A 23,051-nucleotide genomic window follows, 5' to 3' on the forward strand; every position below is an offset into this window, starting at 1 on the left:
TTTTGCCCCCCTATATCATTACATACTCCTAAGTATACCATTATTTTTGTGATTTTCAAACTATTTCAATTAGAAAAACCACGTAAATACGCTAAATTTGGTAACTTTCCTATGACAGACTACATAAAAGATACACATTTCACTGTCACTTATTGGTAGTTTACAACCGTGATCTGCAGCGTACGTTTCCCCATATATTCGTTCACAGACGGGTAAAACGTAAAGGACATCGTCTGCCTGCCGCTCATATATTCCATACAGCCTTTGGCATCCCCGAAATAGATTGCTTCCATCTGGTTTCCTCTCTGGTCTTCCACCCTGAACTTTAAAACATTTTGGTTCTTCCCGATGATCCTGGGACTGATCACGCGCAGGTTCTTCTCTGCAAAAAGCGGCTTCGTGTTCCCCTTGCCAAAGGGTTCTAAAAGTTCCAGCTCATTCACCAGGTTTTCTGTCACATAAGAAAGCGGAAGCTGCATATCAATGGAAACTTTAGGCTTAAGGTCTTCCTCTGACAGATCTGCCAGCTCATTGATCACCTCCCGGAAACGCCCTACATTTTCCTCTTCCAGGGAAAGCCCTGCCGCCAGCTTATGCCCTCCGAATTTGGTAAACAGCGCCCGGCACTTACACATTTCCTCAAACATATGGTAGGCTTCAATAGACCGTCCCGAGCCTTTTACTCCTTCCTCACCTGCTGTCAGTACAAAGGTGGGCCGGTAGTACCTCTCTTTAATTCTTCCCGCAATAATTCCGGCTATACTCTCATGGCAGTCCGGCAGGTAAATCACAAGCACCTTATCCTCTTTCAGTGAAGTATTCTCGATCTGCTCCACTGCCTGCTCTACCCCTTTTTCTGTCATCTCCTTGCGGCTGTCGTTCAGCGCCTTGAGATCCTCCGCCAGCATCACCGCCTCCCTGCGGTTCGGTGCATTTAAAAGATCCAGAGCCCTCTTAGCCGTATCCAGGCGTCCGCTCGCATTGATGCAGGGCCCTATCACAAACCCGATATGATAGGCTGACAGCCGGTCCGCCGGCACACCCGTACATTCCATCAGCGCTTTTAATCCATGATTGCTGGTCCTTTTGAGCATCTCCAGCCCCTGTTTCACAAAGACACGGTTCTCGCCCACCAGGTCCATCACATCCCCGACCGTCGCGATGGCCACATTTTCCATCAGATAATCTACATCGTCCACGTCCCGCTGCATCACCTCGTAAAGAGCCTCCACCAGCTTATAAGCAACTGCTGCGCCGCATAACCCCTTGAAGGGATATTCACAGTCCGGCCTGTGGGGATCCACCACTGCATCCGCCTGAGGCATCAGATACTCCCGCTCTCCTCCTGCTTCCAGATAAGGTACCTCATGGTGATCCGTCACGATCACCGTCAGCCCCATCTTCTTCCCATAAGCAATCTCGTCCATCGCCGCGATCCCGTTATCGCAGGTGATGATCGTATCGATCCCGTCATCCAGTGCTCTGTCGATCAGCATCCGGTTCAATCCGTACCCGTCCTTGATCCGGTCCGGGATATCCGTATCCACTTCGCCCCCCAGCTTTGCAATCCCCTCCTGGAGAACATAAGTCGCATTCACTCCATCTATATCATAATCACCGATCACCCGGATCGGCGCACCCTCTTTTATCTTCTCCGACAGGATCTCCACTGCCCGGTCCATATCCTTCATCAGCATCCCGTCAAAAAGATCCGCGATCGTCCCATTCAAATAAAATCCGATCTCCTCATCCGAAACTATATCCCTGTTGCGGATCAGCCGTGCCAGAATAGGAGAAATCCCATACTTTTCTCCAATCTCGTTAAAATCCGCCTTTTTCATTGAAACAAACCACTTTTCCACCTTTTATCCTCCTCGTACGTTACTGCTCACACCACTGGCGCACCACAGTCCCCCTCGTATACCATATCATTACCATCTTATCCACACCCCCGCCCCCTGTCAATCATTTTTCCGCAAACCCGCTTCCAAAATCCCCCTCATCCACTGCTGCACACCTTTCCTGCCCCCTACGGTACAGTGTATGGCTGTCCCAAAGTCTTAAAGTGCGCTTTAGAAGGCCTTAGAGAAAAACAGAAAAAAGAAAAGTCAGAACTCGCTGTTCAACAACGAATTCTGACCTCTGTTTTTTCTTTTAAATCTTCTTCGCAAACGGTCTGGATTTTCAAAAGCCGTCCCTACTGCCTAAGGGCATTTCCGGTGCCGGCTTAGCGCTTTGCCCCCACCTTTGCCTTCATGACATACCACAATGCTCCTGTAATGCAGACAGATGAGTAAGCTCCGCAGATGATACCTACCATCAGCGGCAGTGCAAATTCTTTGATCGAGCTTACGCCCATGATAAACAATACTGCAACCATCACAAATGTTGTCAGTGAGGTATAGATACTACGCGTCAGTGTACGTGTGATGCATCTGTTCACCAGTTCGTTGAGTTCCTCACCGCGCTTCTTGGTCTTCATCTCCTCCCGGATACGGTCGAAGATAACGATCGTTGCATTGATCGAATAACCTACGATCGTCAGCATACATGCAATAAATGTATTACCAACAGATACTCTTGCAATGACATAGAATGCCAGTACGACCAATACATCATGGAGCAGTGCCAGCACGGCACTCGTCGCAAACCGGATATCCTTAAAGCGGAACCAGATATAAAGCAGCATACAGATTGTAGCGATGAGCACAGCTACGATCGCGTCCTGTCTCATCTCTGAACTTACGGTAGAGCTGATATTCTCCGTTGTGATCTCATCACCGTCCACCTTGAAGTTATCTGTCATCGCCTTATTAAACGCTTCACGTTTATCCAGCTCCAGAGCCTTTGTCTTGAAGATGACCTGGTTCGTACCTTCTACCTTTTGAACCTGAACATTGTTATCTCCGGTCGCTTCTTCGATCAGAGGAACGATATTCTTGTCAATTTCTTCCAGGCTGTAATCCTTGTCAAACGTTACATTTGTGGAAGTACCGCCTTTAAACTCAAGGCTGTAGTTCAGCACACCTTTTCCCTGGCTTCCATTGATCCCCATGAAAACGAATCCAACCAGGATCACTGCGATCGAAATCGCAAAGAACATTTTTTTCTTTCCAAGGAAATCGATTGGTTTCCTTTCCGGTTTCACACGTCCATACACCTTCGGGTTGTGGATCCCCACTGCATAAAAAGCATAGACGATCAGACGGGTGATAACAAGGGCCGTAAACATAGATACGACGATACCAAGTGCAAGTGTCTGTGCAAAGCCTTTTACAGTACCGCTTCCCTTGAGCCACAGCACTGCTGCAGCGATCAGTGTAGTAATGTTTCCGTCCAGGATCGCGGACATAGCTTTGTGGAAACCGGCATTCAAAGATGCTCTAACCGACTTGCCGGAAGTCAGCTCCTCACGCACTCTGGCGAAAATAATAACATTGGCATCCACTGCCATACCGATACCAAGGATAATACCCGCGATACCAGGCAGTGTCAGCGTAATATCAAACGCATTCAAAAGAACAAGAATCAGCCCTGTATAAATGATCAGCGCAATACTTGCTGCCAGTCCTGGAAGCAGGTATACAAAGCACATGAAGATAAATACGATGGCAAGTCCGATGGCACCTGCCTGCAGACTCGTGCTGATCGCTTCCTCACCAAGCTGAGCACCGACCACGTTAGAACGAAGTTCTTCCAGCTCCAGGCTCAGACCACCGATACGGATAGTGGAAGCGAGCTGATCTGCATCTTCAAAAGTCATATTTCCGGAGATCTGAGCTTCTCCGTCTTTAATCTCATTATTAACATTTGGTACACTGACCAGTTCCCCGTCATAATAGATCGCTATGGTCTCTTTTCCGGCTGCCGCTTTCGTTGCCGCAGCAAATTTCTCAGTTCCTTCTTTTGTAAATGACAGCTGAACGATATTTTCTTTATTATTCATCTGGTCCTGGGATGTTGCTGCCTGTGCATTCTTGACATCTGTTCCTGTCAGAACGATAGAGCCGTCCTCTTTCAATTCATCGATCGTCTTATCCAGATGATATTTTCCATCAGATCCTAAGCTGTAGTTCGCTTTTCCATCGCTGTCCTTTTCCCTGATAAAATACAGAGATCCGGGCTGTCCTAATTCATCCAGGATCTTATTCGCGTCCTTCACACCCGGAATCTCGATACTGATGCGGTCATCGCCCTCCTGATACACGGTCGCCTCTGTACTGTACTGTTCAACACGCCGCTGCAGCTTGTAGATCGTGTCATCCATATCCTCCTGGGAAGGTGTGCCCCCTTTTACCTGATAGGTGATGCTGACACCACCCTCAAGGTCAAGGCCGAGCTTGATGTTCTTAGCGGCACCTGAACCCGTTTTCCCGAAACCGATCACGGTTGTAAATCCCAGAAGAGCTACCAGTGCGGCTGTCAGGATCAGGCTGATAATTCCTTTACTTTTCTTCATGAGTCTCTTTCCTTTCTTCATCTGCCAATGCAGCCTTAATCATAATCGCACACTCCACGCGCTTCCTCTCCATCTCACAGCTTACATCATAGGTATCGTGAATGGTGTTGTGGAACTTGTAAGAGTTTGCCATGCAGCCCCCGCTGCAATAGAACCTTGCGAAACAATGTCTGCATTTCTCCTTGGAATAGACACTACAGCTTCTGAATTCATCCGCGATCTCCGGCTTTGTGATGCCTTCGTCCACATTTCCCATCAGGAATTTCTCATCCCCTACAAACTGATGGCACGGGTAAAGGTCTCCCCATGGCGTCACAGCCAGATACTCTGTACCTGAGCCGCAGCCTGACAGACGCTTAGCCACACAAGGCCCGCCTTCCAGATCAAGCATAAAGTGGAAGAAGGTGAACCCTTCCCCTTTTCGCTCTCTTTCCACCATCGTCTTTGCAAGAATGTCATATTCCCTGAAAATCTGCGGAAGGTCGCTTTCCCTGATTGCATAAGGGTCTGTGTCCTCCCCAACGACCGGTTCTATCGAAATCTGTTTGAATCCCAGCTCTGCAAAATGCATCACGTCATTTGAGAAGTCGAGATTGTCTCTTGTAAATGTCCCTCTGATATAATATTTTTCCTGATTCCGGCTCTCGGCCAGCTTCTGGAACTTCGGCACGATCAGGTCATAGCTTCCCTTGCCATTACGGAACGGGCGCATCTTATCATTGACCTCCTTACGTCCGTCAAGACTTAGGACCACATTGTCCATCTCCCGGTTCACAAACTCCTGGACCTCATCATTTAACAGGACTCCATTCGTTGTCAATGTAAAACGGAAATGCTTGTCATACAGCTTTTCCTGCTCTCTTCCGTATGCCACCAGGTCTTTGACCACCTGCCAGTTCATCAGCGGCTCACCGCCGAAAAAGTCAACTTCCAGATTCCTTCTGTTTCCGGAATTCTGGATCAGAAAATCAAGCGCCTTCTTTCCAACCTCGTAGGACATCAGAGCACGCCGTCCGTGGTACTCCCCTTCCTCCGCAAAACAATATCTGCATGCCAGGTTACAGTCATGCGCAATATGCAGACAAAGAGCCTTTACGACAGTCTTCCTCTGCTTTACTTCTCCAATATAATCTTCATAGATATCTCTTGTAAAAAGCTGCCCTGCCTCAGTCAGTTCGATCACTGCCTCCAGGACCTCACCGAGTTCTTCCTTATTATATGTACTTTCCAGGTGCTCACAAAGAGATCGAAAAGTCTCCTCTTTACGGAGAGTCTCCGATGTATGGAAGGAATTCATCTCCTCCAGACATCCGATCACATCGTATGCAATCTTGTCCACCACATGAACAGAACCGCTGTTCACATCGAGGACAATGTTATATCCATTATTCTGGTACTGATGTATCACAACAGATACCCCACTTTCATCTTAATTCACCTGCCGCCGGAGATCTTTTCCGTTAACAAGCGTAAGGCAGCGGCCGAGGTCGCTGCCTTTCATTGTTTCATTTTCCATATTCTGCTGACGCTTATCTGCTATGTAGCCGATCTTTAGTGCAGCTTATTTCTTATGTTCGCAAGTCTGGTTTCCTACTGTGCAGGAAGTCTTGCATGCTGACTGACAAGATGTCTGGCATTCTCCACAGCCGCCCTTTTTCACTGTATTGTTCAAAGTCTGTGTATTCAATGTTTTGATGTGTTTCATGGTTCTATCCTCCTATTCTTCTTGCTTGTATTCACCTCGTAACATTATAGCACAGAGCATACAGTTTTTAAAGTGTTTTTTTCATCCCTTGAACTGCACCTTGATCTGTATCCCCTGATCTGGATCAGGACACCATTCCGCCCAGCATCCCGCCGCTGGCACAGAGAAGAAATGTGGTCAGCACATTGGCACCGCTGCCCTGCAGAGTCCTGTATACTCCCAGTGAGATCAGAAGCAGAAGGCCGAAATATAAGATCCCGATGGTCAGTCCCCAGGCAAATTTTCTCACCTTAGCCATCTTTCCTGCCGCAAAACCGCCGACAAAAGTAGATACCACATAAATCGCAACGATCCCGCCCGTCACTTTTCCTTCATCCAAATTCATTTTATAGAGCAGCAGGGTCAGCAGAAGCAGAAGGATTCCGGTCACCACATAAGCGCACAGAAGGGCTTTCAAGATCCAGACTGCTTTTCCTTCCGCTTCACGTCCCTTATTTGTCTTTTTTTCCATTCATAACCTCCTCGTCCATCCATATACTAATACAGCATATGATTGTCCCCGGAGAAATATGCCGCTTTTTACAGCTTCATCTCTTACTGCTCCATCTGCCGTCCCAAAAAGCCTGCCGCACTCTGCGCCACCTTCTGCTCCAGCTCCCCCATTTTCTTCTTCTCATCCTTATTCAGAAATACGACCGCCCCGATCGCATCTCCTTCACAGAGGATCGGGCAGATCACCTCTTCTTTAAACTCCTTCTCATCAGGTGTGACGGCCGCATATTTAGGGCTGTCCGCTCTTGCAAGCACCTGCTCTCTTAACTGGATCAGCTTTTCTAACTCCTTGCTGATATATTTATCCTGCAGATCCTTTTTCCCGCTGCCGGATGCCGCTACCACCTGGTCCGTATCCGTAATACATACAGTGTATCCCATGGTCTGCGCCAGACTCTCGGAATACTGCTTTGCCAGTGTTCCCAGTTCCCCGATGGGAGAATATTTCTTAAGTATGACTTCGCCTTCTCTGTCCGTAAATATCTCCAGCGGATCTCCTTCTCGAATCCGCAATGTTCTCCGTATCTCTTTCGGAATGACCACCCTTCCCAGGTCGTCGATCCGCCTTACGATTCCTGTAGCTTTCATAAAAATTTCCTCCATTTAACGTCATAGTAATAATTAGCACTGCTACTATTATTTGTTAAACAGAGGAAAATATTCGTCATCTGATCAGTTTTCCATTTCTACATATTGTTCGGCAATATTTTTCACATGATCGCCCATTCTTTCAAAATCCGTCAATATCTCAGTAAATATGATACCGCTCTGCGGCTTACACTTTCCCTTTTTCAACCGCTGCATCTGCTTTTTGAAATATTTGTCTCTTGTATCGTCAATCTTCTGCTCCATCATAGAAGCCCGCTCCAGCACGACATCTGCTCTTCCCATATCCGGTTCTCTGATGATGTCCAAAGACTCAAGACACTGCTTTTTCATGATTTCCAGCTCTTCCCTGGCCGTATCGGAAAATTCTGCATTCCAGCCCTTTAAGTCACGTGCATACTCCGCAAGGTTCACCGCATGGTCACCGATGCGCTCCAGATTACTGATGATCACATAATATCCGTTGATCCTGCGGGAATCCGAAAGCGACATCTCGCTCGACATCAGTGACACAATATACCCCGAAATCTCCTGGTTTAGGTAATCAATATATTCTTCCCTCTCCTCGATCACCTTCATCTCCTTCTCCTGATACTTCGCCAGGATATCATACGCACTGCTCAAATTCTTCTCCACCATATCCCGCATTCTTTCAGCTTCATTCTTTACCTGGGATATGGCCACCGCTCCATGCCCGATCGCATAAGAGGATTCGAATTTGGAAATGTACTTTAAGCAGTGTTCCTCGTCTGCCTCTTTCCTGCTCTCCGGCAGGATCCGTTTTGCTGCCTCTGCCATATAGGTTCCGAAGGGCAGCAGGATCAGTGTGGTCACAATATTAAATACGGTATGTACATTTGCGATCTGCGAAACTGGATTGCCCGGTGTCAAAGCCTCCATCCAGGATACAAACGGTGTTACAAGACAGACTACTGTAAACAGCACCGATCCGAATATATTGAACATCAGATGGATCACCGTCGTCCTCTTCGCATTGACCTTCATTCCGATGGATGCAAGGACCGCTGTGATACAGGTACCGATATTCTGCCCGAACAGGATAAAAACTGCGCTGGACAATGGAATCATCCCAGTTGCCGCCAGTGCCTGAAGAATCCCCACAGACGCGGAGGAGGACTGGATGACTGCCGTAAACACCGCTCCTATAAGTATACCCACAAGAGGATTTTTAAATGTCGTCATAAACTGGATAAACGCTGCTGAATCCTGCAGAGGTTCCATCGCATTTCCCATCATATCCATTCCCATGAACAGTATCCCAAGCCCTGCAAAAATACTGCTGATATGGTGGACTGTCTCATTTTTAATAAACATGATCGCCGCAACACCGCCAATCGCAAATACCGGAGCAACTGCCCCGATATCCAGTGCGATCAGCTGTCCCGTGATCGTTGTACCGATATTGGCCCCCATAATGACCCAGACGGCCTGTTTGAGCGTCATCAGCCCTGAATTCACAAATCCGACAACCATGACCGTAGTTGCGGAGGAGGACTGGATCACCGCCGTGATCCCAGCCCCGACCAGGACTCCCTTCACCCGGTTTGCGGTCAGCTTCTCAAGAATCGCCTTCATCCGGTTTCCCGCGGCAGTCTCCAAGCCATTGCTCATCATCTGCATTCCGTATAAAAATAATGCCAGCCCTCCCAATAGGGTCAGTATATCCTTCATTCCCATCTCTAATACTTCTCCTTCGTATCTCTAGAATCGTAAAGACACGGATCCTCTCATAAATCCGCACTTTTCCAGACAACATTAGCATAAAAAAATTCCGGCAGTCAATTCATGCACACGCTTCTTAGCACTATCTTAACGGGAAAGGCAGACATCCAAAATCTGCAGGCGGCTTGCTTGGTTCGCTGCTTGAGTCGCTGCCTGAGTCGTTCCCTGATGAGGGTCTGATGAGGTCAAAATTCCTGATTGAAAATCGCACTTTATTCTGCTAAAATTAGTAGATATCAAATACACGCAGGATGGAGCGATGTTATGAGTTTGAAAATCCCAATCGAGACTTCCGCCAGACACATCCATGTCTCTCAGGAAGATTTTGAACAATTATTCGGCCCTGGTGCACGCCTGAACTACACCAAAGAACTCAGCCAGCCCGGCCAGTACGCCTGTAAAGAACGGCTTACAGTCATCGGCCCAAAAGGACGGTTTGAAAAAGTCATTGTCCTGGGACCTTTCCGAACTGCAACCCAGGTGGAAGTTTCCGTGACCGATGCAAGAAAGCTGGGGATCCCAAGCGTCATCCGGCAGTCCGGTGATATTGCCGGCAGCCCCGGCTGTACCTTAGTCGGCCCTCACGGAAAAGTAGAATTAAAGGAGGGAGTCATTGTTGCCAAACGGCATATCCACATGACACCACTCGATGCGGTCAGAGCACACGTGAAAGACAATGATATCGTCTTTGTCATAACCACAAGCTATGAGCGTTCTCTTATTTTTTCCGACGTTGTTGTCCGTGTCAGCCCTCACTTTTCGCTTGCCATGCATGTGGATACCGATGAGGCAAATGCATTCGCAAATGAGGACAACCCAACCGGCGTGATTTTAAAGTTATTTGACGGGCATACTTATAATCTGCAGACATGGGCAGATGAATTGCAGTCCGGGATCAACAGAGGGGTCTGACCCCTTTGCAAAGGGGTCAGACCCCCACGCAATTCCCACACAATTCTGACAATAAATTGAATGGAGGTATCATGAAATGAGTAAGATTGAAGAAGTAAGAAGTGCCATGGTCGCAGCGATGAAAGCTGGGGATAAGGAAAGAAAGGCTGCCCTCTCTTTTCTGTTATCTGCCCTGAAAAACAAGGCAATTGACAAACGTGCCGATCTGACCGGTGAAGAAGAGAGCCAGGTCATCTTAAAAGAGATCAAGCAGACAAAAGAAACTTTGGAGATGACACCCGAAGACCGCACTGATATTATTGATGAATGCAGAAAGCGCCTTGCTGTGCTTGAGGAATATGCACCGAAGATGATGGACGAGGATGAAATCAGGGAGATTGTAAAAGGAGTCCTCTCTGATCTCAAAATAGAGGCACCTACCGCCAAAGACAGAGGCCGGATCATGAAAGAATTAATGCCGAAAGTGAAAGGAAAGGCTGACGGAAAACTTGTCAGCGAGATCGTTGCATCTTTTATGGAATAAAAATATCGGAGGGTATACCTTAATCCGCAATTTATTGCGGGTCCGCCCGCAGGGCATGAGTTACGGGATGCCCTTTGGGTATACCTTAATCCGCAGCGTATGCTGCGGACCCGCCCGATAGGGCATGTATTACATCGTGCCCTGGGGGTATTCTAAAATCCTCAGTTCTTTCTTCTTATATATATGATACACATTGTCTTTTGCCTGTGCACCCAAAGCTAAAGCCGGCATCCTCTCATCCCCGTCTTTATTCACTCCCCGGTAATACATGACCTGCCTGCATATAAAAAACAGCGGAGAGCTGTAATGTTTGCAGGATTGCTTTTTAGAAAAAGATACAGTATACTTTAACTTGCTTCTAAAATACTTACAGGAATCAATGAGAGGACAAGTAAACAATTATGTTTCTATTAATTTTCAACCAACTATTAAAAATGCTGATTATTTTGGTATTGGCTTTTACCTGCTACAAAATGAAAATCGTATCCCAGGAGGGAAATAAATCGGTATCCAACCTGCTGCTGATGGTCGTCAATCCCTGCCTGATCATCACAGTTTATCAGACAGACTATGATGCAAGACTTGTAAAAGGGCTGCTGATCGCATTTGCAGCCGCATGTATATCGCATGTCATTGGAATCCTCATAGCCAGATTTCTCATTCCTGCGAAGAACAATCCTGAATACAGCCTTGACCGCTTCGGCGCAGTATACTCCAACTGCGGTTTTATCGGAATTCCGCTTATATACAGTGTCCTAGGAAACGAGGGTGTCTTTTACCTTACTGCATATATGACCGTATTCAATCTATTCACCTGGACCCACGGCTTAAGTCTTCTGGAGGATAAGTTTACATTAAAGCAGTTAAAAGAGGGGCTGCTCTCTCCGATGATCATCGCGACCTTCATCGCAGTTATTTTGTTCTTCATCCAGTTCAAAATCCCTGCAACAGTACTTGACTCCATGAATTACATCGCGGATATGAACACGCCTCTGGCCATGATGGTAGCAGGCTTCTCTGTTGCACAGGCTGACCTGAAAAAGATTTTTACCACGCTCCACCTTTACTGGGTAAGCCTCCTCAAATTGATCGCAATGCCGCTCATGGTCGCTGTATTTTTGTTTGTCACAGGGATCAGCCATAACATTTCTTATGCCACACTGATCGCTGCAGCATGTCCTACCGCAACAACAACTACTATGATGGCAATTCGTTATAACAGAAACTATACCTATTCTTCCGAAATTTTTGCATTAACTACAGTCCTGTCTATGGTTACCATTCCTTTCGTCACTTTTATTGCCGGCTTTTTAATCAAATAATCAGGCCTGGACTGGAATAAAATGAAATAAGGCCTTGGAATAAAACCCACATAAAAAATCGATCAGCCTCCGCCTTATAAGCGGAACCGCTGACCGATTCTTTTTTTCTCCATGTCCACTTTCCTGTCTTATACAGACCGTCCCCATGCAGATCACTTTCCAAGACAATTTTGACAGGGAACATAGCCGTCCTTCTTCAATTCCTCTATTGACTGACTGGTCTTCTCCTTGTTCTTCCCAGCCATCTTCTTCACACTGCCACATGACGGCAGATGAATTTTTTTTGTGTTTGTATTCAGGATATAGGATGTATTGTTTTTCGTATCCCTGAATACTCCCTTTTTTGCTGCAGCCACCGGCTCGGCATCTGAACGGGCACCTTTGGGTTCTCCGGCCTTCCAGCTTTCATCGGGAGACATATTCCAGGTAATTTTCTTTCCATCAGAAACCGCCACGACCGTCCCCTGTTCATCCGTCCGAAAGACCTTCACACCATCCCGGCGCAGAAGATTCATCACCTCCGCGTGGGGATGGCCATATGAATTCTCCTCTCCGCAGCTGATCACTGCATACTCGGGAGAAACTGCATCCAGAAATTCTTCATTGGTTCCTGTCCTGCTGCCATGATGGCTCACTTTATACACATCCGCATCCAGCTTCTGCCCATTTCGCAGCATCTCTTCTTCCGATTCCTCTTCTGCATCTCCCACGAAAAGGAAATGATTCCTGCCATGCTCCAGACGGACAGCGATCGAATAATCATTCGCACTGTCATATTTACTGCTGTTTGGGGCTGTTATCGTAAAGGAAGCATCCCCCAGCTGATAGCGTTCCCCTACCTTCGGATGAACTGCTTTATAATTTTTGGCTTTCAAGGTATCAGTCACTTCATAATAGGTCTTTGTATCTTTGCCAAAATCCGGCAGAAGTACCTTCCCGCAGTCGAATTTATAGATCACCACATCCAGGCCGCCGATGTGATCAGCATCCGGATGTGTGCCGATCACATAATCCAGCTTTTTCACCCCCTGCTTCTGCAGGTAATTCTGGACTGCAGTTCCCTTATTATTATTGCCGGCATCGATCAGCATCGCATGTCCGTCTGAAAGGATCAGCGTTGCATCCCCCTGTCCCACATCCAGAAAATGTACCTCCAGAGAACTGCCGTTTTTATCTGCTGCGCTCACATCCATCTTAGCTCTGTCTGCAAAATATCCCGTACCAAACATCAGCAGAGCCAGGAGCAGTGAAACAAATATGTTTCTTATCCCTTTTTTTCTCATCATACCACCCTTTGCATAAAAACAGGGACTCTGCCCGTTTCCCAGAATCCCCATTTCTTTTTCTTACTTAATACACAGCCGCTTCATCTCTGGCTGTTCTGCTTCTTAATCCACGAACTTTACTGCAGTCCCATAAGCCATAACCTCTGCGGCTCCTGCCATAACTGCTGCAGATGCATACCGGATATTGACCACCGCATCCGCTCCCATGCTCTCTGCCTCTTCCGTCATACGCTTTGTAGCCAGGGCCCTTGCCTCATTCATCATCTCATTGTAAGCCTTGAGTTCTCCGCCCACAAGCGTCTTAAAGCCCTGCGTAATGTCTCTTCCCACATTCTTAGACTGGATGGTGCTTCCCTTTACCAGTCCCAGCATCTCAAGCTTCTTTCCTGTAATGTAATCAGTATTTACTAAGATCATCTTCTTCTCCACTCCTTATCTCTTTTATTCTCTGGATACATACTCCCAAGGAAACGCCCGCCAATGCGATCGGAATGACCGCACCTATGATACACGCCGCCAACGGAGGATGCATCATTAAAACCACCACAAAAAATCCTACAAAATAAAGAACTAGAAGCGCCGTAATGATAACCGGAGCAATCATCTTCCTGCTATGCCTGTTCATCTTCTTTTTCCTTCCCAAGTATGATAGATCGCTTCCAGAGCATCTACTGCCCCGTCAATCCCGATAAGACTTACGTTGAGCATCAATTCATGTGACTCGATGCGTCCCCATTCACGCCCCGTACGTGCCTCATAATAACTCTTGCGTTCCTTATCCGTCTTTTTAATCTTATCCCATGCCTGTTTCTCTGTCAACTTATAGATATTCATGATCCTGCGGATACGGTCGTCCTTGTAGGCATAAATGAAGGCATTGATACAATTCGAGTAATCTCCCAGTACATAATCCGCACATCTGCCGACAAAGATACAGGAGCTTCTCCTGGCCAGCTTTTTAATGATCTCGGTCTGCGTCTCATACATCCGTTCACTCAGCGGTGTGCTATAGACGTCAGAACCCGCAAACGAGGTGTAATCCCCTGTTCCCACCACATATGCAGATAAAAACCTCCCCAGGATCGTCTCGTCTACACGGGCTGCCTCCTCATCGCTCACTTTCAGCTCCTTGGCCGCCATCCTGATCAGGTTGTGATCGTAGAGTGGGATATCCAGGCGCTCTGCAAGGCGGTTTCCTATTTCATGTCCGCCGCTGCCAAATTGTCTGCCGATCGTTATGATCGTATGATCTGTCATGCTATCAACTCCTTTTATGACAAATGAAATACCGCCTATTAGTTAGTTCTATTATAACTCATTTTGTCAGAAAAAAGGGGAGATTTATAAATAATATTTTTCAAATGTCTCCTCAGGAAGCGGTTTGCTGTAATAATATCCCTGGATGCGGTCGGCCCCCATTCCTTTTATCAGCTCTGCCTGTGCCGCGTCCTCGACGCCTTCCACAATGACCTTCTCTCCCATGCTGTGGAAAAGCTCGATCAAGGTCTTTACCAGCATCTCAGAATCCGGATTTCCCGGGAAACCGATCAGAAGGCTTCTATCCAGCTTCACGCACTCAAATGGGAATTCCAGGACACTCGCAAGATTCGAATACCCGGTTCCAAAATCATCCAGATAAAATCCAATCCCCGCACGGTTCATATTATACATCACATTCTTCATATATGACATATCCTGCAGAAGTACCCGCTCCGTCACCTCTATCTTTAATCTGTCCGGTTTCAGATGGTGGCGCTTTAGACAGTCCAGGATCCTCTTTTCCAGCCCTGCATCCGCAAACTGCTGCATGGACAGATTGATGGAAATGCTCTTCACCTGACTTTCCGGATTTTTCTCTAATAACTCGCATACCTCCTCCAGCACGATCCAGCTGAGATCATCAATCATGCCAGACTCCTCTGCGATCGGGATGAAGCGGGAAGGAGGAACTGGATTTCCATCATAGTCATTCAGCCTGAGCAGAGCCTCCGCGGAGCAGAAACCGCTTTTTAAATGGTTGACCGGCTGGTACCATACCCGGAAGCGTCTCTGTTCCACCGACTGCTGCATGATCTCAAGGATCTTCTTTTCTTCTTCATACTCCTTCATTACTGTCTCTGTAAAGTGGACATCATGAGACGGTGTGTCCTTGGCCCTCTGTATCCCGAACTCGATATAATCCATCAGCTGGGACGGCGTACAATGCTGTCCCACATAATCCAGATACATGAAAGCAGTCCTGATATGTGTATGAATCCACTCTACGGTCCAGCCGTCCTGAAACCGCTTCTGGATCAGCCTGTAATTCTCAGCAGACTGCTCAGGAGATTTCCATGGAATGATCAGCCCAAACTCAACATTGCCGAACCGAAATACCTCTGCCCGCGGAATCAGCCTTTTCAGCTCTGTTGCGATCGTATAAAGGAATTCGTCTCCCTTCTGGTGTCCATAATTCTTATTGATGATATCGAACTTTCTCAGGGCAATGAGGATGATCTGAAATTGCTGCTCTCCTGCAAGCCTCAGAGAAATATTTTCATAAAAGCTCTCCCTGTTCCCGGCCATTGTCAGATGATCCCTCTTTAACTCCCTGGCCTGAAAGCTGATAAAAAGGATCAGATCGGCAATCGCCATCCCCGTTCCATTCATGATCATCTGCGGATATGTAAATTGGAAAAGACACAAAAGAGCCATAATCGGCGGCAGTGTATAGATGATCCGAACCACCGACTGGCTGACACTGGGACGATTCTTACAAAAGCAAAGATAGATCATGATGATCTCCACCATCATCGCTCCATATCCCAGGCTGTTAACCGGCCCTCTGTGATAGTTCCCCGCCTGGTCAAAGTAAAAGATGATCCCTGATTCCAGATTATAGAGAAGAGCTGCCAGATAAAGCACATTCACCACTGCCAGTCCGCAAAAGGCCCTCCTCAGGCACTTCTTGTCATATACATGTTCCAGCATCTTAATAAATACATATGCTGCGATCAGAGAGCATACAATGACGGTAAGCATAAAATATGTGCTGTTCATGAGCATATTCAGCCAATATGGGACCACATCCGAATGTTCGATCAAGCTCACACATACGGCATTCCATATGATCGACAGCATAGAAAGCCATAGGCAGCTCCTGTAAAGCCTGACTCTTATATTGACAACAGACCTCTTCTCGTAAAAATACAGCATTAAAACAAAAATGACTATAAAAGCCATGCACTCTCCAGCTAACGACCACAGCATCATAAATACACTCCAACTTATTTGACATTAATGAATATATTATATCATATATTGCCATGATTCAAAGAATTTTTTTCCATTCTTCCTATAGATAATGTCAGAGATAATGCCAGTTTATGCAGCTATAAAGAACTATAATAGAATTTCATTATTTTTGTCTTGTAATGATGAAATCGAAGTGCTAGAATGAATACACGTCAGATAACTTTAGTACTGTAGCGGAGGAAATTAAGATGTCATTATTTAACAAGCTAGACAATCAACAGAGACAGCGTTTATTCGGGATGGGGAATGCCGTACTCGGCTCGGTCATGTTTGCATTCGGGCTGAATATATTCATCGCCCCACTCTCCTTATATAACGGAGGATTCATGGGTATTTCCCAGTTGATCCGTACACTCATTGTAAGCGTATTCCATTTTTCATTCGGCCAGACAGATATCGCGGGTATCATCTACTTTCTGATCAATATCCCGCTGATCTATATGGCATGGAGTAAGATGGGAAAAGAATTTTTCGGGCGCTCCATCATCACCATCATCATCCAGACAGCCGCACTGACCTTTATCCCGGTCCCGGCTGCTCCGGTCATTGATGATTACCTGACAGCATGTGTCATCGGCGGCATCATCGCAGGTACCGGCTCAGGCATGATCCTGCGCGGCGGAAGCTCCGGCGGCGGACAGGACATCCTGGGAATCTATTTTTCAAAGAAGTTTCCAGGCTTTAGTGTTGGAAAGGTCTCCATTATCATCAACTTCTTTGTATATGGAATCTGTCTTTTGATGTTTAATATTGAGATCGTAATTTACTCTCTGATCTATGGTGTGATCTACTCCATCGCCTGTGACCGTGTACATATCCAGAATATTAATATGAGTGTCATGATCTTTACGAAAAAGCTTGGCATCTCAAGAGCGATCATCGAGCAGACCGGACGCGGTGTTACCAACTGGGATGGTGCCGGGGCCTATACGAACCAGACATCCTATATCCTGTTTGTTGTGATCTCTAAATATGAAGTCAACCAGTTAAAACGGATCGTACGAAGTATCGACCCGAATGCATTTATGATCTTTACAGAAGGCTGCTCTGTTTCGGGCAACTTCGAGAAAAGGCTGTACCCCTGATGGGTGCAGCCTTTTCTCCTCTTTAAGCCCTCTTCGTCTTTATGATTCTATAATTCTTCATTCGTTTTGATCACCCGCTGATACCAGTAAAACGACTTCTTCCTGCTTCTTTTCTTCGTCCCGCTTCCGTCTTCCTGCTGGTCCACATAAAGCCCTTTCCTAAAAAAAGGAATAGAAAACCATATCACACATACTGTCCGTCACGAAAAGATCTCCGCGGAATAAAATATACTAATAATGTAAGAGAAAGGATAAAATATCATGATCACCAATTATCTCATAATCGCAGCAGTGATCCTTGTCATCGCGATCTTGTTGGTCTTCCTCATATGGCGGATCAGAAGCCGCCGTTTCCGGCCTGACAGCAACAAACTTAACCAGCAAAACGAGCTGAATGCAGACCTGGAAGAGACTGGTTTTGCCTACGAACTAAAAGGAGACTATTTCTATTCCCTTATGGACTGCTGGCAGCGCAAGGTCGGTTACTGTCATCTTTATGATGAGGCTGCTCCGCTGTTCAATATGATCATGGACTGCGAGCCCGTCACCTTTTCCTACGCCGGAAAACGCTGGCTGATCGAGCTTTGGAAGGGTCAGTACGGTATCACCACCGGCGCAGAGATCGGTATCTATCATACCGAGCAAAACGATATAGATTCCGATAAATTTAAGGGCACCTTCTACGAAAATATTTCTGATAATGAAAGATTGAAAATGTCATTTGTACTGCGCAGAAACAAAAAAGTGATCCTTAAGCGCAATTCCGTCCACTGGTGGCTGACCGGATTTAAACTGGGAATGTTCTCTGAAACCAGCCAGCTGACCATGGATGCTAAGATCACATTTCCAGACCGAGGCATGAGAAATGCATTTGTCGAAAGCCTGACAAAGCTGGGATACCGCAGAAAAGAATATTCTGTTTCAAGGAATACTGTTTCCATTCACTATACAACTCCGCATTTCCCTCAGACAGAGTCACGCAGCAAGATCAGGGAAGCCCTTGTCCAGAAGACAAACAGGAATAACTGCAGACTCTATGAATTTACAACCGGAAAATACAGCGATACCCTGGATAAACTGGAGTATTTGAAGGCCATGGCGCCTGAACTATATCAGATCTTCATAGATTCCCTTTATGCAAGAGGAGTATATGAGGCATTCGATTGGATCCAAGACTGGCTGGGAGGAAGCAGACCAGAGCCCGGACCGGATCCAGATCCGCACCCACCGGTACATCCGTGTCCGCCTCCGGTGTGTCCGTGCCCGCCTGGGCCATGTCCGTGCCCGCCTCCGGTGTGTCCGAGGCCTGAACCGCCTTGCCCATGCCCGCCTCCGGTGTGTCCGAGACCTGAACCGCCTTGTCCGCAGCCCTATGTGCACCCCTGCCCGCCGCATCACTGCCAGCCATGTCATCAAAGACAGTGCTTCCCTCAGCAAGGGAACCAGCCCCGTCAGAGAAACCAAAATTCCTATGAGATAGACTACCGTAACCAAACGCAGGACTTCACTTATGAAGAGCGTCAGTATACACGAGATTTACGATACGGAAATCTCAATGAACAGGAAGATTATGATACACATGATGAGGACGATTTTTTATAAGTCTCAACCCTTGACAACACCCCCAAAAAGGAATGCAGAACAGCCTGCCAAAAGCAGCCTGTTCTGCATTCCCTGATACAACACAGTCTTCTTATTCTTTGATTCCTTTACTCCTGCCTAATCAGACGCTGCGCCCCCGATCCTTCTTTTACATCCAACGATCTTAACTTTTCCCCAAATGCCGGAAGGCAGTGGTTCCTTCACCCTCTCCCTCTCCCTCCAGTTAAAGAGCCGTTCTTTTCTGCACTCATTCAGGCCGCCCGATGCATAGGGCCATTCCGGCAGGATCTTTTCTTCGAGCCTTTCCGGATATTCCGGGTCGATCATCCGGTTGATCAAAAGATTCACCGCAATAATCTCAATCTTATTTTCTCCCTTTTTTAACAATCCGGTTATATCCGTACGGTAAGGATGCTTTATGACCGTTTCCACGAAAGTTCCGTTTATGTATATTTCCGCAGTCTCCCCCAAATGTTCCAGATTCAGCATTACTCTCTTTGAATCCTGCAGGCTCTGCCATGCCTCCTCTGTCAGGGAAAATGTTTTGTGATACCTGCCGGGACCGGAATAATATCTTAGCTCCGGTTCTTTTTCCCAGCTTGTCAGTACATCATATTCTTTTCCGAAATTACACTCAGGAACCTCCAGTACCCATCCATCTGAAAGATCCACATGAATTTCTTCTGTCTCCTCCGCTTCTTTCATAGGAGGAAACTCCATCTCCTCACTAAACACAAACAGCAGAGACTGATAGGCCTCCAGATCGATCCCGACTTCCACCCCATCTTCGGTGCTTCTCATGCGGTGCACGGCCTTCTCTTTTCCATCCATAGGGTCAAACACACTGAATCCCGTCTTACACCCTGTAAATTTAATTATTTCTTTAATATCATTTTTACTAACATTAGAAACAAAATATATATCTTCACTCTCTGTCCGTCTATGTACATATCCTACTACATCAGGATGCTCATAGATAGATACATCCGGTGCTTTTACACTGCGCAGTGCCTTAAGCAGGCTGTCGAATTTATCCGCAGTGACCGTGAGCTTTCCCTGCTCCAGCATCTTGCGTCCGATCCGGCAGATTTCTGCAGTCCGTTCCTCATACTGCATCCTTCCGCACGATCTGTTAGGAAGCCTCTCTGCTGCGATGACTCTTCCTCCATTTTCCGCAAGCCTGCAGATCCTCTTCATAGACTCTAGAGGAATATGGTCACATTCGATCAGAAGCAGGGTATCATAATCGTATTCTTCCCAATTTTCCAATACATCGTCATTCACATAATCAAACCAGTATCCGGCCTTCTGAATTCCATCGATGCAGGGAACCCCCAGTCTTTCATCCAGCTTCATGCACATATGTGTATCGGCAATGGGAGTCTCTGCCCAGATATCATGCTGCGGAAGATAGACCGCCGTCGTTACGACCGGTCTGCCGCGCTGCATGAAGTCACAGACCCGGTTGATGTAGACACTGATCTTCTTATAATATTTCCACCATGTATTGGTATGATTGATGTTCGTAGAAGCATAGAATGCCAGCATCCTCTCGTCATCATCCTTACTGTAGCTATAGCCATGGTTTACGATCTGGTTGATCCCGTCCAGGAAAATACTGTCTGCCGCTGCTTTTATATTTTCTAATGATACCACAAACCGCGGAAAACGCAGCCACGTAAAAGACTCATTTGAGATCACCGGCTTATGGTATACATGTCCTGCCGAAACGGCCAGCCTTCTATGTACTGTATTCACCTCATATCTGTCAAAAGCAGAAAACGTCTCCCCTTCCGGGATATCCGCGGCCCCGTACGCCTGCAGGATATCTCCCCAGGTCCCATGGGCCTGGATCCTGGAAGCCGCCCCCTTTTCATGACACCATGCTGTCAGCTCCCGGAAAAAGTTTTCTACGGTCAGCTCAGCCATGGTCTTCTGGTAATCATATCTGATCTGATCCGTCATTCCCTTGATCTCACCCCAGAGTGCATAAATGTAAGGTCTCAGCTCATAGCCTCTTCTCTTTCTGAATTCTTCATACAGAATATCTGTCCAGTTATGTCCGAAGACCTCGATGGAATCACAGAAAAAGTTCTGGATCTTTCCCTGTCCCACCGCCTCCACAAGGGGATCTCCGCCATACTCCAAAAACGTTCGAAGCGAATCCTTTCTGTTATGGTCGATGATCAGCCCCTCTCCTCCCCGCAGCGGCTTCAACACCCTCTGCTTTTTATCACTGGAAACAAAAAGAACGATCTTATGCAGCCCCTCTGGAATGCTGATGTCTTCGATCTCTGTCCCCCACGGCCAGTTAAACAGGTATTTATCCACCACATGCTCCGTAATGTCGACGATCGTCTCCGGCAGCATCCGGGCCCCCTCCATCCTGCCAAGCACCGCGCCTACTACCCTGCCATAGATCACAGTTGTAAGGTCCTTGTAAAATGTACACGGCCCCTCCACATCAATACTAAACGGCAGCACATTCTGCCCGCTTAATTCTTCCGGTAAAAACGGACCGCCGAACGGCCACGATGAGCCTAAGGTCAGGTCAAACTGCATCTCTCTTTTCCTCGCCTCATCCGCCGCAAAGCGAATCAGTTCAAAATACTCAGGAGATAGATATTCGTGATTTTGTAAACCTTTTTCTTTCTCATCTGCCTGTAACGGATATAAAATCTGTAATTCTACACCTCCGATCTCTGCCTCCTGCATCAGATCCAGCTCCCGGATTATTTCTTCCTTTTCAACAGCGCAGCCATACCACCACCATCTGGTCCGGCCTTTGGCCTCTCTGCGCGGGTGTAATAGCTGATGTCTTACATCCTCTTTCTTCACTACTGCCTCCTCCTGACTGCCTGCGAAGACTTATGTATCCACACAGGCCTGCTGCATAATTTCTTTCAGTCTGCTGATATAATACTTATAATTTTCAAAGGAAGCTGACGGCGGGACCTGATGGTCAGCCCCGGGGAGGTAGCCTCCCTGCCTGACCACAGGCAGTATCCGTTCGAACTCCCGGTCGATTGCCTCTTTTCCTTCTGCGATACTCAGCTTGTTAAATCCTCCGATGAACTTCAGGCCGGGATATGCCTCTCTCACAGCAATGATATCCATTCCTGCATTCACATCCATAGGCAGAAATCCATCCACGCCGGCTTCTATAAACTCCGGGATCAGCTTCATGAAATCCCCATCTGTATCTACGAACACATTTTGACATCCGTAGCTTTTCAGGAAGGGGATCAGCTTTTTATAATAGCTCCCGACAAACTCCCGGAAACACTTAGGGGAGATCATCGGCCCGTTCTTACCGCTTAGATCCTCCTGGATATAGATGACATCCGGCTGAATTACTTTCAAGATTCCCGGAAGATATCTTTCATACAGATCCAGGATCACACTGTTGATCTCATGCATCCAATCCGGCTCATCATAAAAAGCAAATAAATGCTCTTCCACCCCGAAGAGTTCTCTGGGAATCCAGAAGAATCCCTGCAGGCTCATGCGTACCGAAAAATCTCCCCTCTCATGTCCTAACCGCATGTGCCCGCATGCTTTTTCAATCTTTTCTTCCGTCAGGCAGCGTGCCATCTCTGCTTCCAGATTCTCTTTCAGGGCCGTCCATTCCTCATAGGAATGCAGGATGATCCCGTTCTCTTCTCCGAATGGAAACTCGAACTTCACCCTTCTGACAGGGTCGAAGCCGAGCAGCTCCTCAAAGGCCATGACCGGATCGCCAAACCGAACCTTAAGAAATGCTTCCGTATCCGAAGGAAGCTCTTTATCCTCTCCTGTCAGCCCTTCTGCAATTTCTTCAACAAGCCCCTCCTGCCGAAACCGTTCTACCGTCAGATCCCACGGATAGAAGGTCTCCTCTATGGAGCCGCGCCCCTTTGTATCTTCAAAATTTAAGGTTGCACATTCTCTTTCTCGATTTGTCATATATTCCCTCTTATATC

The 23,051-nt window shown here is 47.0% G+C and carries 20 protein-coding genes; 5 read left to right on the forward strand and 15 right to left on the reverse strand.

Translation table 11 applies throughout. From position 1 onward, the window contains the following. Window positions 1–149: 149 nt before the first annotated feature. The 7 genes from recJ to AC4OGX_RS07555 all read right to left on the reverse strand — a co-directional run bounded on the left by recJ (window position 150) and on the right by AC4OGX_RS07555 (window position 9,020). Window positions 150–1,862 carry a single-stranded-DNA-specific exonuclease RecJ gene (gene recJ / locus AC4OGX_RS07525; protein ID WP_493329533.1) on the reverse strand — a complete coding sequence of 571 codons (1,713 nt, stop codon included), beginning with the start codon at window positions 1,860–1,862 and terminating at the stop codon, window positions 150–152. Window positions 1,863–2,227: 365 nt separating this feature from the next. Then, entirely contained in the window at window positions 2,228–4,459 is a 2,232-nt protein-coding gene (gene secD, locus AC4OGX_RS07530; RefSeq protein WP_493329534.1) for a protein translocase subunit SecD, read from the reverse strand. Then, window positions 4,446–5,867 (reverse strand): thioether cross-link-forming SCIFF peptide maturase, encoded by a 1,422-nt coding sequence (scfB, locus tag AC4OGX_RS07535; RefSeq protein ID WP_493329536.1) that lies wholly within the window; start codon window positions 5,865–5,867, stop codon window positions 4,446–4,448. The genes secD and scfB overlap by 14 nt, the downstream gene beginning before the upstream one ends. 153 nt (window positions 5,868–6,020) lie before the next feature. Beyond that, the gene (scfA, locus tag AC4OGX_RS07540; RefSeq protein WP_009002406.1) at window positions 6,021–6,164 is read right to left on the reverse strand and encodes a six-cysteine ranthipeptide SCIFF; all 144 of its coding nucleotides are present in this window, start codon (window positions 6,162–6,164) and stop codon (window positions 6,021–6,023) included. A gap of 124 nt (window positions 6,165–6,288) precedes the next feature. Next, a complete protein-coding gene (locus tag AC4OGX_RS07545; RefSeq protein WP_493329537.1) occupies window positions 6,289–6,675 on the reverse strand; it encodes a TIGR04086 family membrane protein in 387 nt (128 codons plus the stop codon). 83 nt (window positions 6,676–6,758) lie between these two features. Then, window positions 6,759–7,304 carry a stage V sporulation protein T gene (spoVT, locus tag AC4OGX_RS07550; RefSeq protein ID WP_493329538.1) on the reverse strand — a complete coding sequence of 182 codons (546 nt, stop codon included), beginning with the start codon at window positions 7,302–7,304 and terminating at the stop codon, window positions 6,759–6,761. A gap of 84 nt (window positions 7,305–7,388) precedes the next feature. After that, window positions 7,389–9,020, reverse strand: a complete 1,632-nt coding sequence (locus tag AC4OGX_RS07555) for a Na/Pi cotransporter family protein (protein ID WP_493329539.1) — start codon at window positions 9,018–9,020, stop codon at window positions 7,389–7,391. A gap of 309 nt (window positions 9,021–9,329) precedes the next feature. Between AC4OGX_RS07555 and pduL the strand changes: the two genes are divergently transcribed. Further along, a complete protein-coding gene (gene pduL, locus AC4OGX_RS07560; protein ID WP_493329540.1) occupies window positions 9,330–9,977 on the forward strand; it encodes a phosphate propanoyltransferase in 648 nt (215 codons plus the stop codon). A 76-nt stretch (window positions 9,978–10,053) separates the two neighbouring features. Continuing rightward, window positions 10,054–10,500, forward strand: coding sequence for a GatB/YqeY domain-containing protein (locus AC4OGX_RS07565; protein ID WP_493329541.1), 447 nt, complete (start codon window positions 10,054–10,056; stop codon window positions 10,498–10,500). 129 nt (window positions 10,501–10,629) lie between these two features. Here the strand turns inward: AC4OGX_RS07565 and AC4OGX_RS07570 are convergent, their stop codons facing one another. Next, on the reverse strand, window positions 10,630–10,770 hold the full coding sequence (locus AC4OGX_RS07570) for a hypothetical protein (protein WP_493329543.1): 141 nt from the start codon (window positions 10,768–10,770) through the stop codon (window positions 10,630–10,632). Window positions 10,771–10,901: 131 nt separating this feature from the next. On the opposite strand from AC4OGX_RS07570, the gene AC4OGX_RS07575 reads away from it, so the two are divergent. After that, window positions 10,902–11,822, forward strand: coding sequence for an AEC family transporter (locus tag AC4OGX_RS07575; protein ID WP_493329544.1), 921 nt, complete (start codon window positions 10,902–10,904; stop codon window positions 11,820–11,822). Between the two features lie 152 nt (window positions 11,823–11,974). Here AC4OGX_RS07575 and AC4OGX_RS07580 read toward each other — a convergent pair whose 3' ends face one another. From AC4OGX_RS07580 to AC4OGX_RS07600, 5 genes are all read right to left on the reverse strand, one after another. Further along, window positions 11,975–13,108, reverse strand: coding sequence for a ComEC/Rec2 family competence protein (locus AC4OGX_RS07580; RefSeq protein ID WP_493329546.1), 1,134 nt, complete (start codon window positions 13,106–13,108; stop codon window positions 11,975–11,977). Between the two features lie 102 nt (window positions 13,109–13,210). Beyond that, the gene (locus tag AC4OGX_RS07585; RefSeq protein ID WP_493329547.1) at window positions 13,211–13,525 is read right to left on the reverse strand and encodes a YbjQ family protein; all 315 of its coding nucleotides are present in this window, start codon (window positions 13,523–13,525) and stop codon (window positions 13,211–13,213) included. Next, window positions 13,506–13,733, reverse strand: coding sequence for a hypothetical protein (locus AC4OGX_RS07590; protein ID WP_493329549.1), 228 nt, complete (start codon window positions 13,731–13,733; stop codon window positions 13,506–13,508). Before AC4OGX_RS07590 ends, AC4OGX_RS07585 begins: the two co-directional genes overlap by 20 nt. Then, entirely contained in the window at window positions 13,730–14,365 is a 636-nt protein-coding gene (locus AC4OGX_RS07595) for a cytidylate kinase-like family protein (protein ID WP_493329551.1), read from the reverse strand. Before AC4OGX_RS07595 ends, AC4OGX_RS07590 begins: the two co-directional genes overlap by 4 nt. Before the next feature lie 84 nt (window positions 14,366–14,449). Further along, a complete protein-coding gene (locus tag AC4OGX_RS07600; RefSeq protein WP_493329552.1) occupies window positions 14,450–16,360 on the reverse strand; it encodes a putative bifunctional diguanylate cyclase/phosphodiesterase in 1,911 nt (636 codons plus the stop codon). 230 nt (window positions 16,361–16,590) lie between these two features. Between AC4OGX_RS07600 and AC4OGX_RS07605 the strand changes: the two genes are divergently transcribed. Together AC4OGX_RS07605 and AC4OGX_RS07610 are read left to right on the forward strand one after the other, a co-directional pair. Further along, window positions 16,591–17,487 carry a YitT family protein gene (locus AC4OGX_RS07605; protein WP_493329553.1) on the forward strand — a complete coding sequence of 299 codons (897 nt, stop codon included), beginning with the start codon at window positions 16,591–16,593 and terminating at the stop codon, window positions 17,485–17,487. A 261-nt stretch (window positions 17,488–17,748) separates the two neighbouring features. After that, complete coding sequence (locus AC4OGX_RS07610; RefSeq protein WP_493329555.1) at window positions 17,749–19,089, forward strand: DUF4474 domain-containing protein; 1,341 nt, start codon at window positions 17,749–17,751, stop codon at window positions 19,087–19,089. A 117-nt stretch (window positions 19,090–19,206) separates the two neighbouring features. Here the strand turns inward: AC4OGX_RS07610 and AC4OGX_RS07615 are convergent, their stop codons facing one another. Next, a complete protein-coding gene (locus AC4OGX_RS07615) occupies window positions 19,207–21,927 on the reverse strand; it encodes a glycosyl hydrolase (protein WP_493329556.1) in 2,721 nt (906 codons plus the stop codon). A gap of 30 nt (window positions 21,928–21,957) precedes the next feature. Beyond that, a complete protein-coding gene (locus AC4OGX_RS07620) occupies window positions 21,958–23,034 on the reverse strand; it encodes a uroporphyrinogen decarboxylase family protein (protein WP_493329557.1) in 1,077 nt (358 codons plus the stop codon). Window positions 23,035–23,051 lie beyond the last annotated feature (17 nt).

It is taken from the genome of Faecalicatena sp., from assembly GCF_058819085.1.

What these genes read in the sequence shown, in the direction of transcription:
- secD (WP_493329534.1), bottom strand. Translation starts at nt 4,459, where the DNA reads ATGAAGAAAAGTAAAGGAATTATCAGCCTGATCCTGACAGCCGCACTG.
- scfA (WP_009002406.1), bottom strand. Translation starts at nt 6,164, where the DNA reads ATGAAACACATCAAAACATTGAATACACAGACTTTGAACAATACAGTG.
- AC4OGX_RS07545 (WP_493329537.1), bottom strand. Translation starts at nt 6,675, where the DNA reads ATGGAAAAAAAGACAAATAAGGGACGTGAAGCGGAAGGAAAAGCAGTC.
- spoVT (WP_493329538.1), bottom strand. Translation starts at nt 7,304, where the DNA reads ATGAAAGCTACAGGAATCGTAAGGCGGATCGACGACCTGGGAAGGGTG.
- AC4OGX_RS07555 (WP_493329539.1), bottom strand. Translation starts at nt 9,020, where the DNA reads ATGGGAATGAAGGATATACTGACCCTATTGGGAGGGCTGGCATTATTT.
- pduL (WP_493329540.1), top strand. Translation starts at nt 9,330, where the DNA reads ATGAGTTTGAAAATCCCAATCGAGACTTCCGCCAGACACATCCATGTC.
- AC4OGX_RS07565 (WP_493329541.1), top strand. Translation starts at nt 10,054, where the DNA reads ATGAGTAAGATTGAAGAAGTAAGAAGTGCCATGGTCGCAGCGATGAAA.
- AC4OGX_RS07570 (WP_493329543.1), bottom strand. Translation starts at nt 10,770, where the DNA reads ATGTATTACCGGGGAGTGAATAAAGACGGGGATGAGAGGATGCCGGCT.
- AC4OGX_RS07575 (WP_493329544.1), top strand. Translation starts at nt 10,902, where the DNA reads ATGTTTCTATTAATTTTCAACCAACTATTAAAAATGCTGATTATTTTG.
- AC4OGX_RS07580 (WP_493329546.1), bottom strand. Translation starts at nt 13,108, where the DNA reads ATGATGAGAAAAAAAGGGATAAGAAACATATTTGTTTCACTGCTCCTG.
- AC4OGX_RS07585 (WP_493329547.1), bottom strand. Translation starts at nt 13,525, where the DNA reads ATGATCTTAGTAAATACTGATTACATTACAGGAAAGAAGCTTGAGATG.
- AC4OGX_RS07590 (WP_493329549.1), bottom strand. Translation starts at nt 13,733, where the DNA reads ATGAACAGGCATAGCAGGAAGATGATTGCTCCGGTTATCATTACGGCG.
- AC4OGX_RS07595 (WP_493329551.1), bottom strand. Translation starts at nt 14,365, where the DNA reads ATGACAGATCATACGATCATAACGATCGGCAGACAATTTGGCAGCGGC.
- AC4OGX_RS07600 (WP_493329552.1), bottom strand. Translation starts at nt 16,360, where the DNA reads ATGATGCTGTGGTCGTTAGCTGGAGAGTGCATGGCTTTTATAGTCATT.
- AC4OGX_RS07605 (WP_493329553.1), top strand. Translation starts at nt 16,591, where the DNA reads ATGTCATTATTTAACAAGCTAGACAATCAACAGAGACAGCGTTTATTC.
- AC4OGX_RS07610 (WP_493329555.1), top strand. Translation starts at nt 17,749, where the DNA reads ATGATCACCAATTATCTCATAATCGCAGCAGTGATCCTTGTCATCGCG.
- AC4OGX_RS07620 (WP_493329557.1), bottom strand. Translation starts at nt 23,034, where the DNA reads ATGACAAATCGAGAAAGAGAATGTGCAACCTTAAATTTTGAAGATACA.